Origin of the sequence: Naasia lichenicola, from assembly GCF_004801885.1 — a bacterium.
Lineage (GTDB): Bacteria > Actinomycetota > Actinomycetes > Actinomycetales > Microbacteriaceae > Naasia > Naasia lichenicola.
Genome location: NZ_SSSM01000004.1, coordinates 458,998 through 474,205, shown reverse-complemented (window position 1 = coordinate 474,205; position 15,208 = coordinate 458,998). Strand labels below are relative to the sequence as shown.

Below are 15,208 nucleotides of genomic sequence, written 5' to 3'. Positions count from 1 at the left end.
CTCCCTCCCGTGCTCCTTGCGTGCAACCGGTCCTCTGGGCAGGCTGAAGGGGTGCGATCCCTCGTCTACTTCGTCGCGACGAGCGCCGACGGCTACATCGCTGAGCCGGACGGCAGGTTCGACCGCTTCCCGGTTCAGGGCGACCACATCGATGCGCTGATCGCCGAATTCCCCGAGATGCTGCCCGGGTCGGCGCGAACGGCGTTGAGGATCGACGGCGCGGGCCGCTTCGATACCGTGCTCGAGGGCCGCGCGACCCACCAGGTCGGCCTCGACGCCGGCATCGCCGATGCCTATCCGCATCTGCGCCATCTCGTGTTCTCCTCCACGCTCGACGCGGTGGACCCGGCGGTCGAGCTGGTCCGCGACGACCCGCTGGCACTGGTCCGGGACCTCAAGCGAGCGGACGGCGCAGACATCTGGCTGTGCGGCGGCGGCCGCCTCGCCGCGACGCTGCTGCCCGAGATCGACGAGATCGTGCTCAAGGTCAATCCCGTCCTGTTCGGGGAGGGCATCCCGCTTCTCGGCGGCACGAGGCCTGTGGATCTCGAGCTCATCGGTGTGCGGCCCTTCGAGCCGGGCGTCGTCTGGCAGAGCTATCGGATCCGGCGCTGAACATGTCTGGTTCGCGCCCGGGCAGTCGGTCGGACGACGTGCTCGACCTGACTCGAGCGCTCGTCGCCATCGACTCGGTCAGTCCATCGCTGTCGCCGGGGCATGCCGGCGAGGCCGGGATCGCGACGTTCGTCGCGGACAGACTCGAATCGGCCGGCTTCACGACCCGTCTCGTCCACGCCGGATCCGATGAGAGGCGGCCGAGCGTCGTCGCCGTGCGCAGCGGCTCCCGATCCGGTCGCACGGTGATGCTCAACGGCCACCTCGACACGGTGGGCGTCGATGGCATGGATGATCCGTTCACCGCGCGGATCGAGGGCGACCGCCTGGTCGGCCGCGGCACGAGCGACATGAAAGGCGGGATCGCCGGCATCCTGCTCGCCGCCGAGCAGCTGGTCGGCACCGACCCGCCGGGGCGGATCGCGGTCACCCTGGTCGCCGATGAGGAGGACGGCAGCCTCGGGGCGCTCGCGGTGCTCGACGCGCTCGCCGCGGAGGAGCTGCGAGCGGACGTTTGCATCGTCGCCGAGCCCACCTGGCTCGATCTGCCGGTCGCGCATCGCGGCTACTCGGTGCAGACGGCACGGCTGACCGGGCGCGCGGGCCACTCCTCGCAGCCGGAGCTCGCGGTCGACGTGATGCCACCGTTGGGGGAGCTGCTTGTCGCCATCGCCCGACGCAACCGCGCGATGGCGGCGGCGCCGGCGCATCCGCTGCTCGGTTCGGGGTCGCTGATGGCGACGGTCGCTCGCGCCGGAGTCGCGCCGTTCACCATCGCAGCGAACGGCGAGCTGACCGTCGAGCGCCGCACGGTGTCGGGAGAGCCGGACGACATCGGGATGCGCGATCTGCAGGAGATCGTGGACGCCATCCGCGGCGACCATCCGCAGGTCGGCTGGGAGCTCGAACCCGGCATCTCGCGTCCCGCCTGGCGGGCCCAGCCGAGCGGCCCGGCGCGCGAGCTGCTCGACCTGATGGCCATCGAGCTGCCGAAGGCGGGTGCCGAGCCGCCGCGCGAGGTCGGAGCGCCCTACTGGATGGAGTCGGCGCTCTGGCAGGAGGCGGGCGTGCCGACGATCGTCTGCGGTCCGGCCGGCGGCGGGCTGCACGCGGTCGACGAGTGGGTCGACATCCCTCAGCTGCAGCGTTTTCCGATCGCGCTCGCCGCCGCGGTCGGGCACTTCCTGGCCGGATAGCGGGACGAACGTTCGGCGGGGCTTCGACACGCGCCTCCGGCGCGGCTCAGCCACCGGGCCGGGCGAAGCTGAACGATCCGCGCCGGGCGGAGCTGAACGATCCGCGCCGCCGTATCGTGTGGCTGTTGTGAGAATCGCGCCGCGTCGTCCCGATGACGAGCTGCTGCGCGCCCTGCACGACCAGCATGCCCCGGCGCTCTGGCGCTACGTCGTCTCGCTCACGGGGGATCGCGCCACCGCCGAGGACATCGTGCAGGAGACCCTGCTTCGGGCCTGGCGGACGAAGCGCACCGTCGATCCCGAGCGCGGTTCGATCCGCAGCTGGCTGTTCACCGTCGCCCGCAACCTCGTCGTCGACGAGTACCGCACGGCTCGGCGACGGCACGAGGTGACCGTCGACGAGCTCCCCGAGGTGCTCTCCGACGACCGATCCGACTCCGTCTTCCAGGGACTGGTAGTCGGAGCGGCGCTCGCCGAGCTGTCCGTGGAGCACCGGGCCGCGATCGTGCACGCCTACTATGCCGGCCGCACCGTGCCGGAGATCGCCCGCGAGCTCGGAATCCCGGAGGGGACGGTGAAGTCCCGCCTGCACTACGGACTCCACGCACTGAGACTCGCCCTCCAGGAGAAGGGGGTCACGCGATGACCGACTCCCACGCCGACGCCCGCGAGCATGCGGCCCATGATCGGGTCTCCCAGTGGGACGCCGCCTACGTGCTCGGCGCGCTGTCCGCCGAAGACCGACGCGCGTTCGAGCTGCATCTCGAGAGCTGCGAGCGATGCGCCGACGCCGTCGCGGCCCTCGCGGGCCTGCCGGGACTGCTGCGCACCGTGCCGGCCGAATCGGCCCTCGGCCTGCTCGACCGCGAGGAGGACGGATACGCCCGCGCCGAAGAGGTTTCCGACGCCGACCTCGACTCCGGAACGGACGCCGGATCGATTCCGCCCCCCGCCGACCTGCTGGAGCGGATGCAGGAGAGGGAGCGTCGGCGCAGTGGCCGGACCCGACGACGCCTGGTGCTCGGCCTGGTGGCAGCGGCCGTCGTGCTGGCGGCCGTCGCCGTCCCGTCGATCATCGCCGCGACCTCGTCGACCGGCTCCACCACCGTCCTCGCGCAGACGCAGCCCGGGCCGCTCGAGGCGACCGTGCGACTCGCCTCGGCGGACTGGGGAACCAGTCTCGACGTGGCCTGCAGCTATGCGGAGGACGGCACCTGGTACGCGCCGCCGACCGACGAGGGCGGCTGGCGCTACGCCCTCGTGGTGATCGACGACACGGGCGAGGAGACCCAGGTGTCGACCTGGAAGGCGGCCCCCGGGGAATCCGTCGACGTGGTCGGCTCGACCGAGCTGAGCGTCGATCAGATCCGGACGGTCGAGATCCGCTCCCTCGCCACCGGCGCAACCCTGATGACCGCGGAGGTCGCGCGCTCCTGACTCGAGCGCCGTCGGTGGTCGAGTAGGCCCGCCAGGGCCGTATCGCGGCCGTTCTCCGAGAGCTCGACGGTCGAGGGGATAGCGTCGAACAGACGCCCCCGCATGGGAGCGCTCGGAGGGGCGGAGAGCTCATGGCGGATGCCACGAACCAGACTGCATCGAGGCGCATCGTCGTCGTCGGCGGAAGCGGCAATCTCGGCGCCGCGCTGATGCGACGGCTCGCGTCCGAGCCCGGCGTCAGCCGGGTCGGCATCAGCCGCCGCGAGCCGTCCTCCGCGCCGCCCTTCGACGGAGCGGAATGGAGATCGATCGACGTCTCGACGCCGAGTGCCACCGCAGACCTCGCGGAGACCTTCCACGGTGCAGACGCGGTGGTGCACCTCGCCTGGAAGCTGCAGCCCAGCCACGACGTGCCGCTCATGCGCGCCACCAACGTGGCCGGCACCGCCCGCGTGCTCGATGCGGCGGCGCTCGCCGGCGTTCCGCAGGTGGTCGTCGCCTCGTCCGTCGGCGCATACAGCCCGGGGCCCAAGCATCGCCGGGTCGACGAGGGCTGGCCGACCGGTGGACTGCCGACCTCTCACTACGCCACGCACAAGGCCATGAACGAGCGGGCGATGGACGCCTTCGAGGCCGCGCATCCCGAGGTGGTGCTGACCCGCATCCGTCCAGGACTGGTGTTCCAGGCCGACGCCGCCCAAGAGGTCGCGCGACTCTTCCTCGGACCCCTCGTGCCGCACCGACTGATCGGCCGGCTGCGGACGCCGATCCTCCCGCTGCCCAGCACGGTGGTATCGCAGGTGGTGCACGCCGACGATGTGGCGGACGGGATCTGGCGCAGTATCGACCGCACGGCAGGCGGCGCATTCAACCTCGCCGCCGAGCCGGTGATGACCCCGGATGTGCTCGCCTCCCTGCTCGGCGGCAGGACCGTGCCGATCCGACGCAGCGTGGTCCGCGCCCTGATCTGGCTGACCTGGAAGGCGCGCCTCCAGCCCACCGATCCCGGCTGGCTCGACATCGCCACCAGTGTGCCCGTCATGTCCACCGAACGCGCGAGAAGCGTCCTCGGCTGGGAGCCCACCGTCTCGGCGCAGGACGCACTGCGCGAGTTCCTCGACGCCATGGCGCATGGCACGGGGCACCCGGCATCGGCGTCCCTGGCCCCCTGAGACCGACGGCGCTGCAGGGCGGAATGTCGGGTCGTGGCCGGGCCGTGGCCTGCGGTGCCCCGCTGCCATACGCTCCGCCCGGCTAACGCCGAGGCGGTGCCCGCTAGCGTTGTCCGGTGCTCACCGTCAACGCCTATGCCGCCCCCTCCGCCACGGAGCCCCTGGTTCCCACCACCATCGAACGCCGCGACGTCGGCCCCCACGACGTCCTGATCGAGATCGCCTACGCGGGCATCTGCCACTCCGACATCCACACCGTCCGTGGTGAATGGGGAGAGATCAGCTACCCCCAGGTCGTCGGCCACGAGATCGTCGGCGTCGTCACCGAGGTCGGATCCGAGGTCAGCCTGCACGCGGTCGGCGACCGCGTCGGCGTCGGCTGCATGGTGAACTCGTGCCGCGAGTGCGAGAACTGCCTCGCCGGTGCCGAGAACTACTGCCTCAACGGCAACACCGGCACCTACGCCGCCGTCGATAAGGACGGCAGCATCACCCAGGGCGGCTACTCGACGCATGTCGTCGTCGTCGAGGACTTCGTGCTCAAGGTTCCGGAATCCATCCCGTACGAGGCCGCCGCCCCTCTGCTCTGCGCCGGCATCACCACCTACTCGCCGCTCGCGCACTGGAACGCCGGACCCGGCAAGAAGGTCGCCGTGGTCGGCATGGGCGGGCTCGGCCACATGGCCGTCAAGATCGCCCACGCCATGGGCGCCGAGGTCACCGTCCTGTCCCAGTCGCTCAGCAAGAAGGAGGACGGCCTCCGACTCGGAGCCGACCACTATTACGCGACCAGTGACGACGAGACCTTCGAGAAGCTCGCCAACACGTTCGACCTGATCATCAACTCGGTCAGCGCGAAGATCGACATCGACTCCTACCTCAAGCTGCTCCGTCTGCACGGCACGCTGGTGAGCGTCGGCGCCCCGCCCGAGGCGCTCGAGGTGCACGCCTTCACCCTGTTCGACAACCGCCGCTCCTTCGCGGGATCCTCCATCGGCAGCATCGCCGAGACGCAGGAGATGCTCGACTTCTGCGCCGAGCACGGAATCGCTGCGGAGATCGAGCTGATCGACGCATCGCAGATCAACGAGGCCTACAAGCGCGTCCTGAATTCGGACGTCCGCTACCGCTTCGTGATCGACGTCGAGTCCATCAAGTAGAGCAGTGCCCCCTCGGCTCGTCGCGGGGGAAGGCAGCTCCCCGCGGGTGAGACATCACCCGCGGGGAGCTCTTCTCTGCCGCGGCCAGGGTGCGCGATGCGGGTCAGCGGTAGAAGTCGGCGACCATCGCGCCGATGCACAGAGTCGGCGCGACCACGAGCAGGAGCAGGCCGATCCGCACGAACAGCCGGATCCGGAAGATCGCTCGTTCATCGTCGTCGCCGCCCGGGAACGCGGCCGCTGCGAAGGACGCCACCATCAGGCCGCCGGCCGCTGCGCCCGCCCAGAAGAACCGCTCGGCGGGATCCCAGAGGACGCCGGCGAACCAGCCCGAGACGATGATGGCGCCGCAGATGGTCGCCATCGCGATGACCCCGGCGAGCAGGCCGAGTGCGGCCTGCAGCTCGAGCCGGGTGCGGGTGCGCCCCGGATCCGGCCGGCGGACTCCAGGATGCACCGCGGAGTCGATTGCAGGGTGCGGCGTGGAATCGTCCATGGGGTTCAGATCCAGTAGTCGGTGAACACGGCGATGACGCAGAGGACCGGCGCGGCCATGAACAGCAGCAGACCGGTGCGGATGAGGGCGGAGAGGCGGCCGACCGACGCCTCCGACGGTCGGGCAGGCATGCTGGCGATGCCGAGGCAGGCGACCCCCGCGGCTCCGAGGATCGCGCCGGCCCAATAGAGCCACTCGATCCGGTTGTCCAGGACCCCGGCACGGTAGCCCGAGACGAGCATCGCACCGACCACGATCGCGGCGACCAGACTCGTCGCCGCGAACAGTGTCACAGCCCGCCTGCCGAGGTCGTCGGACTCTTCCGCCACCCTGCACCTCCAGTCGCTTGCCGTGCGTGGACGTCCATCAGCCGCCGCGCCGGAGCGCGACGGCCGATGCCCAGCGGACTACTTGGCGAAGAACTCCAGCAGCACGCGGTTGAACTCGTCCGGGTGACTCGCATTGATGCCGTGCGGACCGCCGGCGATCACATGCAGCTCGCTCGCCGGGATCGCCTCGTGCGTGCGCTTGCCCGATCCTTCGAACGGCACGGTCCCGTCGCCGTCGCCGTGGATGACGAGCGTCGGCACCGTCACCAGCTTCAGGTCGTCGCGGAAATCGGTGTGTGCGAAGGCGGCCATCGTCTTGAGCGCCGCGTTCTTGTCGGCCAGCTTGGTGAGCTCGAGCGCCGACTGACGCTCCACCTCCGAGACGACGAGCGTGCCGTCGACCGAGAAGAACTGGGTGACGAAGTCGTCGTAGAACGCCTCCTGATCGGCGGTGAGCTGCGCCGTCATCTTCGCCGCGAGCGATTCCTCGAGCGGGCCGTCCGGGTTGCCCGGCAGGTGAGCGAGGAACGGGGGGACGGCCGCAGCGAAGACGACACTGTGCAGGCGCTCGGTCCCGTACTTGGTGAAGTATCTGGCCACCTCTCCGCCGCCCATCGAGAAGCCGACGAGCGTGACGTCCGTGACGTCGAGTGCCTCGAGCAGAGCGTGCAGATCTTCGGTGAGGGTGTCGTAGGTGTAGCCCGTGAGCGGCTTGTCACTCTGCCCGAAGCCGCGGCGGTCGTAGGTGATCACCCGGTAGCCGGCCGCTTCGAAGGCGGGGACCTGGTGGGCCCACGAGGCGCCGGAGAGCGGCCATCCGTGGATCAGCACGATCGGGCGCCCGGACCCTCCCGTGTCGTCCACGTGCAGATCGGTGTCCTTGAAGATTCCGTGATGTGCGGTGATTTCTGACATCCTCCGACCCTGGCACCCCCGCCCGGGGGCACGCGTCGCCATCAGGATCTCTGCAGGATGAACCCAGGCCGCATGCGGCTGACTACGAGGGGAAATCATCGCGAGCTGCCCAGTTCTGCCGCTCGGAGCGCGCTTCAGGTGGCAGGTGTGGGCAGTTCGGTACGCGGCTCGGAGTTCGCGGTCGTCAGGTGGTCGTCAGGTCGTCGTCAGGTGGCCGTCGTGGATCGCCATCGTGCGATCGGCGAACGAGGCCATCAACGGGTCGTGCGTGCTCACGATGCCGGCCGCGCCCTGCTCGTGCACCAGCTCGCTGATGAGAGTCATCATCGCAACGGCGGTGCGGCTGTCGAGCTGGCCGGTGGGCTCGTCGGCGATCAGCACCTGCGGTCGGTTGGCGAGCGCGCGGGCGATGCCGACGCGCTGCTGCTGCCCGCCCGACAGCTCGTCGGGTCGCTGGTTGGCATGCTGTCCGAGGCCCACGAGGTCGAGCAGCTCCCGGACCCGGGCGTCGCGCTCGGCGGGATCCGTGCGGAGGATGCGCAACGGCACCTCGATGTTCTCCGCCGCAGTCAGCATCGGCAGCAGCGCGAACGACTGGAAGACGAAGCCGAGCGTCGAGCTGCGCAGCGCGGACAGCTCGTCCTCGCTCGCGATCGACAGCTCGCGGTCGCCGATCCACACCTCGCCCGAGGTCGGGCGGTCGAGCCCGCCGAGCATGTTGAGCAGGGTGGTCTTGCCCGATCCAGAGGGCCCGCGCAGCACCACGAGCTCACCGGGGTGCAGCTCGAGATCGACGTCCGTGACGGCGCGCACCTCACCGCCCGCTCTCGGAAAGCTGCGGCTCAGCGCCGCGGCGCGCAGGACGGGGCCGCTCATCGGTCGCCCTCCGACGTCGACGCGGCGGTCCGAGGGGCATCCGGCCCGCCATCGGCGTCCGTGCCCGACGCCTCGAGCGCGTCCTGGGCGGCCGGGCTCGACCGCTCGCGCACGGGTGCCACGGTCACATGGTCGTCCGTCAGGCCGAGGCGCACGCGGTCGCGCATGTCGAGCTGACTGATGTAGTCCTGCGGCAGCTGCAGCCGGCCGACCCGATCGAGCACCGCGAACTCCTCCGCGACCTCGTGCTCGAGTCCCGCATGATCGGTGCGGGTGCTGCGCAGCACCTCCGTCGAGGTGCGTCCGTCACGGATCTGCACGGTGCGCCGGACATGCTCGGAGACGCCGGAGTCGTGCGTGACGATCAGCACCGTGGTGCCGAGCTGCTCGTTGACGGCGCGGAACGAATCGAGCACCATCTCGGAGTTGGCCTCGTCGAGCTCGCCCGTCGGCTCGTCTGCCAGCAGCACCTCCGGGCCGTTCGCCAGGGCGACGGCGACCGCCACCCGCTGCTGCTGACCGCCCGACAGCTCCGCCGGCAGCCGATCGCCGAGGTCGCCCACGTTCAGCAGGTCGAGCAGCTCCCCGATGCGCGCGCCACGTGCGCGCTTCGGCGAACGAGCGACGATCAGCGCCATGGCGATGTTCTCCGCCGCCGTCAGATACGGCAGGAGGTTGCGCGAGGTCTGCTGCCAGATGAAACCGACGGTGTGCCGACGGAATCCTGTGCGCTCCCGCCTCCCCATGGCGAGCAGGTCGTGCCCTGCGACGCTCGCCCGTCCCGCGGTCGGCACATCGAGACCCGACAGGATGGTCAGCAGGGTCGACTTGCCCGATCCGGATGCGCCGACCACGGCGGTGAGCTCGCCGCGCTCGACGGTGAGGTCGAGACCCTGCAGCGCCTGCACCTCCACACCGGTGGAGGAGAAGATCCGCACCAGCTCACGGCATTCGATCGTCGGCGGGCTCTTCGCGGCACCCGTCGGGTCACTCGACAGGCCACTCGACGGGGTACGGGAAGGTGCTCCCGTCGAGGGGTTCGTCGAGGAGTTGGCAGAAGTCATGAGGATCCCATCTTCAGGGTTGTCGAGGGGGCGATGCGATCGCCGATGGCCACGGCGACGATCCCAGAGCCCAGCACCACCATCGAGAACAGTGCCAGCACCCCGACGATGGTCGTCGGATCGAGGACCGGAGCGACCGGCGCCGTACCCTCCGTGAATGGCCGGAGGTCGACCGCGGCGGTCACGATGTACGGCAGCACGAGGCCGAGAACCGCTCCCGCAAGGAGGGAGACGAGGGCCACCGGACCGAGCTCCCAGGCGATCAGGCTCCGCAGCCGTCGCCGCGGAAGACCGAGGGTGCGCAGGATCCCGGCCACCCTGCCCCGCTCGCGGCCGGCGGCGATCGTGGACAGCACGAGGGTGATCGAGCAGAGCAGCACGGAGAGCAGAGCGCCCGCTCCCAGCCCGATCCGGACCCCGAGGATGCTCGGCTCCGACTTCCGCAGGGCGGTCATGGTGGGAACGGTCGACACGCTGGAGCGGGTGATGACGGTGCCCTGGTCGACCGCACCGGCGTGCACGGCGGCCTCGAGCGGAGCCTTCAGCTGAGGCAGCAGCGCCGGATCCGCGCCGATCAGCAGCACGCTGGGCGAGAACTGCACCGACATGCGATCGGAGAAGGAGCTGTCGACCAGGATCCAGCCGTGGGTCGGACCCAACTGGGAGTCGGCGGGGAGGAAGCCCACGACCGTGAGCGGCTGGCCGCTGACGATCGCCGAGGAGCCTTCGGTGAACTCCTCCTTCAGATCATCGGACAGCAGGACGGGGATCCGTCCGTCCTGCTCCGCGTCGAGCCGTGCAGGGAGGGTGCGGAGCGTGCCGAGCTCGGCGGTGGGGGAGAGCACGATGGTGATGCTCTCGTCGGAGTCGCCCGATCCGAGCGTGCGCGGGCCGACGAGCTGGATGCCGGCGACGTGCTCAACACCGTCTACCTGGGTGACCGCATCGAGCTCATCCGCGGTCAGCAGGGGAGCGTCGACGCGGGCATCCGCGCCGACCGATTCCGCGGCGGCGCGTTCGATGCCGGTGTCGAAGGTGGTCAGCATGACGGCGGAGAAGGTAGCGATGGAGAGGCCGACGACGAGCGCCAGCACGCCCGCGAGGCCCAGGGTCGGGACCCGGGTGGCGCGGATCGAGCCGACGAAGGCCTCGACACCGCGCCGGCCGCGCGCCGATCGGACGGCGCCTCGGAGCGGCACGGGGAAGCCGCGCAGCACGGCGATGCCCACGGTCACGGCGAGCAGCAGCGGCACGGCGGACAGCAGGGGATCGACTCCTACGGCCTGGCCTGAGGTCGAGAGGCCACGACGGATCAACAGGAACAGCGATGCAGCGGTCAGCAGGACGACGGCCAGCTCGGCCACGGCACGCAGTCGGGAGAGGAGGGAGCCAGTCCGTCCCGCATCGGGGCGGCTGTCGGCGAGCAGGCCGTACAGAGCCGGAGGGGCGACCGCGACGATCGCGGGCAGCACGAATCCGACCGCCGACTGCTCGGTCGGCAGGAGCAGCGTCGCCAGCGCGGTCACGATGACGCCTGCGGGGATGGAGATGAGTGCGCCCTCGAGCGTCATCAGGAGCCGCAGCCGCAGCTCGCCCGCTCCGCGCGCGGCGGCGAGCACGAGATCCGAGCGACGGCCCCTCACGACCGCCTGGATGCCCAGAAGCAGGACGGCGAGCATCACGCCCGCCGGAGCCGCTGCGAGCATCGCGAGAAGTCCGGCGAGCGTCCGACCCCGCGCCAGAGCCTCCTCGATCGCGTCGTCCGTCCGGGTTCCGAGGTTGAGCTGTCCCGCCTGATCCGGCAGCGTGATGCCGAGCGAGACCACGGTCGACAGCTGGCGGAGCAGCAGGTCCGGGTCGGCGCCGTTCAGGGCGTCTGCGCTGACCGGGTAGTAGAGGCGGGTCTTGGCGCCGTCCAGCGACCTGGTGAATCGTCCGATGGTCAGCGGGTCGACGAATGCGGCGGTCGAGAGGTAGGGCCGCGCCATGTACGGGAGGATCTCGGTCGCCGGCAGGAGGTCGGCGAACTGGAGCCAGTACTGGTCGCCCTTGTCGATCGGCTCGTACAGCCCGCTGACCCGGTAGCGCAGCGGGGTGACCGGAACCTCCGGATCGGCGTTCGCAGCTGCCGACGCCCCGAGCAGGTCTCCCGGCTTCAGGCCCATCGCGGTTGCCGAGCTCGTGGACACCAGGATGTCGATCGGCGCCACAGCGGTGGCGCCGCTCGTGGCCTCGCCGGGCTCGCCCGCAGCGGCGGCCTCCCGCTCGGCGGCTTCCCGTTCGAGCTCTTCGAGGTCTGCTTCGCTCTCCGTCCAAGTGGACGGTGTCCCTCCTTCGACGATGCGGATGCGGGTGAGGTAGTCCTCCGCGGCGGTCAGCTGCAGACCGAGGTCGACGGGTGCACCATTGCGCGACTCCAGCTTGAATCGCGGCATCTGCACGAGCCAGTTCGGCTCCCCGACGGCGCTGTACAGAGGCTCGGGGTAGTCCAGCCGCTCGAGCTTGAGGCTCTGGTCGATGGCACCGTAGAGCTGGTCGGCGTTCGGCGGCGGCTCGGTCGGCCACAGCGACCGATAGTCGGTGACGCCCTGCAGGGATCGGGCCGTGGCGCCGATGGAACGGAGCTGATAGTCGAGCTCGGCGGCGGACTGGCGCTCGACGAGACGCGGCACCGCAGCCGCGACGATCAGGCTGAGCAGCACCAGCGCCGCCACGAGCACGGTGGCAGCGGGCCGGGTGCGGGCTCGGCGCCAGAGCAGACGGCCGGCGGTCCATCGTCGGGTGCGGTGCCCGCGGCGCGCGGCGCTCATCCTCGGCTCCCGTCGGCGACGGAGGCGTCGGCCTGGCGGCTCACGGCTCGGGCGGTGCCGAGAAGGAGGATCGCGAGGGCCAACGCGAGCAGTCCGAGCGCGGCGCCTCCCTCGAGCGGGTCGATCCGGAACGGCGTCAGAAGCCCGGGGACGGCGCCGGGCACCGCAGCTCGAGCGAGCGATCCGACTAGCAGCGCGCTGACGAGGCCGCCGGCGACGATGCCGGCGATCAGCCCGAGCGCGAGCAGCACGCCCCACTCCAGCGCTCGGGTGATGCCCTGCTCGTGTCGATTCAGGCCGAGCGATCGGAGCACCCCCACCTCGCCTCGGCGCCCCCGCAGCTCGGTGAGCAGTCCCGCCGCGATCGAGAGCAGGGTCAGAGCGGCGGTGGCCGCTGCAGCGATCCAGACGACAACGCGCGCTGAGCCGAGGACCAGGTCGGCCTCGAGTGGTCCCCGAGTCTCGACTTCGACCCCGATCGGTGCGGCGGCGGTGGCTGCCATGCCGGCGGCGTCCACATCGTCGGTGGAGACCCACCACTGGTTCGCGGAGAGGGTGCCGAGGTTCGCCCGGAGGACCCCGTCCTGGAAGGTCGCGAGGTCCGCCAGGATCCCCTCGCCGGACGAGCTGCCGGGGGTCACCGGGGAGATCCCCACGACGACGGCGGGGAGCCCTCCCGAGCCGACGACCGTCACCACGGGCTCGGCTCCGACCTCGAGCCCGGAGCTCGAGGCGAGACCCTGCGAGATGACGATGGGGACGAGGGTGCCGCTGGCCGGAGCGAGGACGAGGAGGAAGCTGCCGCCCGGGTCGCCTGCCGCAGCGTGGACGCCGAGCCGTCCGGCGTGCAGGCCGACGATGTCGGACTTGGCGGAGGGGTTCGCCAGAGGACCCGGCGCGGGCTCCCATCGACCCTCGATGCGGACCCGAGCATCCCCGCCCGCGCCGCCGATCGCCGTGACGTCGAACTCGATGTCCGCCCCCACCCGGACGGCCGGCAGCTCGAGACGCAGACCGCGCAGCGTCCAGCCCGCGGGCTCCCCATCGCTCGCGGGCAGGTCCGCCGTGTAGCCGGACGCCGTGCGCTGCATCGACAGCTCGCGGAGCGAACCGGAGCTGTCGGAGAGGAGGATCCTCAGCTCGAGCGGCTCGTCGCCCGCGCGGGTCGAGGTGACTCCCACCCGTACGCCTGTCGCATCGGTCGGCAGTGACGGACGGACGTCCGCGTCGGAGAGCTGGTTCCCGAGCTCGGCCGGATCCACGGCGCCGGCGACGGTCGCCACGACGGCTCCGATCGCCGCGTGCGGCAGGGCGACGATCGTCGTGCCGCTGTCGCCGATCTGCCCGTCGGTGGAGAGCCCGGGCGCGGCGGCCGTCTGCCCGGGCGCTGGCGCACGGACCTCGGCCGGGATCCCCCCGTCATCGGTGATGCGCAGGTCCGTGCCGATCCGCACGGCGCGTGTCTCGGCCGCGCCGGCCGACCAGGTGCCCGAGTATGCGGCGGCGAAGACGACGCCGCTGACCGCGAAGGCGAGCACCAGGATCGAGGTGAGCGCGGCGCGGGAGCGGCGCGCGAGCTGGCGCAGGGGGAGGAAGCGGAACCCCCTCAGCCGGTCCGCGATCCGCTCGATGGCACGCGCCGCGAGGGGGAAGGCCGCGACGAGCAGCAGGCCGGCCGCCGCGATGGCCAGCGCGGGCGCGGACACGGCGAGCGGGTCGATGGCGACCCCGCCGTCGGCGGTGGGCACGAGCGGGGAGCCGTAGAGCAGGAACTGCGACACCGCGACGACGGCGGCAAGCACGAGCAGCAGGACGGCGCCGATCCCGACCACGCCCCGCGCGCGCTGCGCTGCCATCCCCCGTGGCGCGGAGCCACGGCTGATGTCGCGCGACTCGCGCCCGGCCGATGCCGCGACCGCCCCGATCGCCACGGCGGCGACCACACCCGCGAGTGCCCAGCCGAGGGGGGAGACATCGGTGGGGGAGCCGATGGCGGTGATCGCGAGAGCCGCGCCGATCGAGCCGATCGCCGCGGCCGGCACCACGGCGGCGGCGGCTTCGGCCCCGGCCCACAGCTCGAACTGGCCATCGGTCGTGCCACGGGCGCGCAGCAGGGCGTTCTCCTCGCGCCGCAGCTGCTCGAGCACTCGCGCGAGCTCCAGCAGCATGATCAGTCCCAGCACGCCGACGACGATGAGCGGTGCTGTCGCGACCGCGGCGGTGGAGCGGACATTGCGCTCGATGGGGGCGATGCTCAGCCGCAGACGACCGCTCTGCACGATGCGCCCCGGCGTCTCCTCGCCGGCACGGATGACCGCGCCGACGGTGTCCGACGCGGTCCGAAGGGCGGAGAGCTCGACCGCTGTGACCCGGGCCGCGTCGGGCTGCACGGTCCAGCGCGCTTCCGGGACCACCCCGGTCGACGGCCAGAGGGCCGGATCGATGACGAGGAACCCGGGCGAGCCGAGGAGGGGGCGGCCGACGAGCATGCTGCCCTCGCCGAGCCAGCGGGGGTCGTCGGGATCGCGGACCCGCCAGGTGCCGACGACGGTCATGGGCGTGCCGTCGGGCAGGGCGAGGACGTCTCCGACGGCTATCCGCAGCCGGTCGGCGGCATCGGCCTGCAGGGTCGCCTCGTCCGGGCTCGTCGGCCAGCGCCCGCCGGTCAGGTCGGCGCGCCCCTCGAGGTCGGGGATCGAGGCGATCGTCACGCCGACGGCGTGCGGCCCCGGCGACGCCGCCGATCCGCTCGATTCGAGGGAGACGGAGTCGCGGGTCGCGATGTCCCGACTGACGATCACCGGAAGCGCTCGACCATCGCCGCGCAGGGTGGCGATGGCCGCCCTGATCCGCTCGTCCTGGGCCTCGGCGTCAGCGCCGTCCGCGAGCGGCGTGATGATGCGGAATCCGCCGTCGTTCCCGCTGAGGGCGGCGAGCCCGGTACGCGCTCCCGCGTTGCCGGCGACCGAGAGGTACCCGGTCAGTCCGACGGCGAGGCCGGACAGCAGCAGCACGACGGCGAACAGAGCGAGGAAGAGTCCGGCGCGGGGTCGGAGGCGCTTGAGCGCGAGCACCTGAGCGATCCTTCCGACACGTCGATGGGTGGTCGATGCACTCTACGGCCCATGACGGATGTGT

13 protein-coding genes are annotated in these 15,208 nt (G+C 71.4%); 6 read left to right on the top strand and 7 right to left on the bottom strand.

The genetic code is table 11. From position 1 onward, the window contains the following. Window positions 1-51 precede the first annotated feature (51 nt). The 6 genes from E6C64_RS10360 to E6C64_RS10335 all read left to right on the top strand — a co-directional run bounded on the left by E6C64_RS10360 (window position 52) and on the right by E6C64_RS10335 (window position 5,580). Complete coding sequence (locus E6C64_RS10360) at window positions 52-615, top strand: dihydrofolate reductase family protein (RefSeq protein ID WP_136427407.1); 564 nt, start codon at window positions 52-54, stop codon at window positions 613-615. 2 nt (window positions 616-617) lie between these two features. Then, window positions 618-1,811 carry a M20/M25/M40 family metallo-hydrolase gene (locus tag E6C64_RS10355; protein WP_136427406.1) on the top strand — a complete coding sequence of 398 codons (1,194 nt, stop codon included), beginning with the start codon at window positions 618-620 and terminating at the stop codon, window positions 1,809-1,811. Between the two features lie 127 nt (window positions 1,812-1,938). Then, window positions 1,939-2,457, top strand: coding sequence for a sigma-70 family RNA polymerase sigma factor (locus tag E6C64_RS10350; protein ID WP_199241012.1), 519 nt, complete (start codon window positions 1,939-1,941; stop codon window positions 2,455-2,457). After that, window positions 2,454-3,248 carry an anti-sigma factor family protein gene (locus E6C64_RS10345; RefSeq protein ID WP_136427404.1) on the top strand — a complete coding sequence of 265 codons (795 nt, stop codon included), beginning with the start codon at window positions 2,454-2,456 and terminating at the stop codon, window positions 3,246-3,248. The genes E6C64_RS10350 and E6C64_RS10345 overlap by 4 nt, the downstream gene beginning before the upstream one ends. Before the next feature lie 131 nt (window positions 3,249-3,379). Continuing rightward, window positions 3,380-4,420 carry an NAD-dependent epimerase/dehydratase family protein gene (locus E6C64_RS10340; protein WP_136427403.1) on the top strand — a complete coding sequence of 347 codons (1,041 nt, stop codon included), beginning with the start codon at window positions 3,380-3,382 and terminating at the stop codon, window positions 4,418-4,420. A 116-nt stretch (window positions 4,421-4,536) separates the two neighbouring features. Further along, on the top strand, window positions 4,537-5,580 hold the full coding sequence (locus tag E6C64_RS10335) for an NAD(P)-dependent alcohol dehydrogenase (RefSeq protein ID WP_136427402.1): 1,044 nt from the start codon (window positions 4,537-4,539) through the stop codon (window positions 5,578-5,580). Between the two features lie 103 nt (window positions 5,581-5,683). Here the strand turns inward: E6C64_RS10335 and E6C64_RS10330 are convergent, their stop codons facing one another. The 7 genes from E6C64_RS10330 to E6C64_RS10300 all read right to left on the bottom strand — a co-directional run bounded on the left by E6C64_RS10330 (window position 5,684) and on the right by E6C64_RS10300 (window position 15,144). Then, on the bottom strand, window positions 5,684-6,076 hold the full coding sequence (locus E6C64_RS10330) for a hypothetical protein (protein WP_136427401.1): 393 nt from the start codon (window positions 6,074-6,076) through the stop codon (window positions 5,684-5,686). A 5-nt stretch (window positions 6,077-6,081) separates the two neighbouring features. Further along, entirely contained in the window at window positions 6,082-6,405 is a 324-nt protein-coding gene (locus E6C64_RS10325; RefSeq protein ID WP_136427400.1) for a hypothetical protein, read from the bottom strand. 78 nt (window positions 6,406-6,483) lie between these two features. Next, a complete protein-coding gene (locus tag E6C64_RS10320) occupies window positions 6,484-7,320 on the bottom strand; it encodes an alpha/beta fold hydrolase (RefSeq protein WP_136427399.1) in 837 nt (278 codons plus the stop codon). 195 nt (window positions 7,321-7,515) lie between these two features. Next, window positions 7,516-8,196, bottom strand: a complete 681-nt coding sequence (locus E6C64_RS10315) for an ABC transporter ATP-binding protein (protein ID WP_136427398.1) — start codon at window positions 8,194-8,196, stop codon at window positions 7,516-7,518. Then, a complete protein-coding gene (locus E6C64_RS10310) occupies window positions 8,193-9,260 on the bottom strand; it encodes an ABC transporter ATP-binding protein (RefSeq protein ID WP_136427397.1) in 1,068 nt (355 codons plus the stop codon). The genes E6C64_RS10315 and E6C64_RS10310 overlap by 4 nt, the downstream gene beginning before the upstream one ends. Continuing rightward, entirely contained in the window at window positions 9,257-12,070 is a 2,814-nt protein-coding gene (locus E6C64_RS10305) for an FtsX-like permease family protein (protein WP_136427396.1), read from the bottom strand. Before E6C64_RS10305 ends, E6C64_RS10310 begins: the two co-directional genes overlap by 4 nt. After that, window positions 12,067-15,144, bottom strand: coding sequence for an FtsX-like permease family protein (locus E6C64_RS10300; RefSeq protein ID WP_136427395.1), 3,078 nt, complete (start codon window positions 15,142-15,144; stop codon window positions 12,067-12,069). The genes E6C64_RS10305 and E6C64_RS10300 overlap by 4 nt, the downstream gene beginning before the upstream one ends. Window positions 15,145-15,208: the final 64 nt, after the last annotated feature.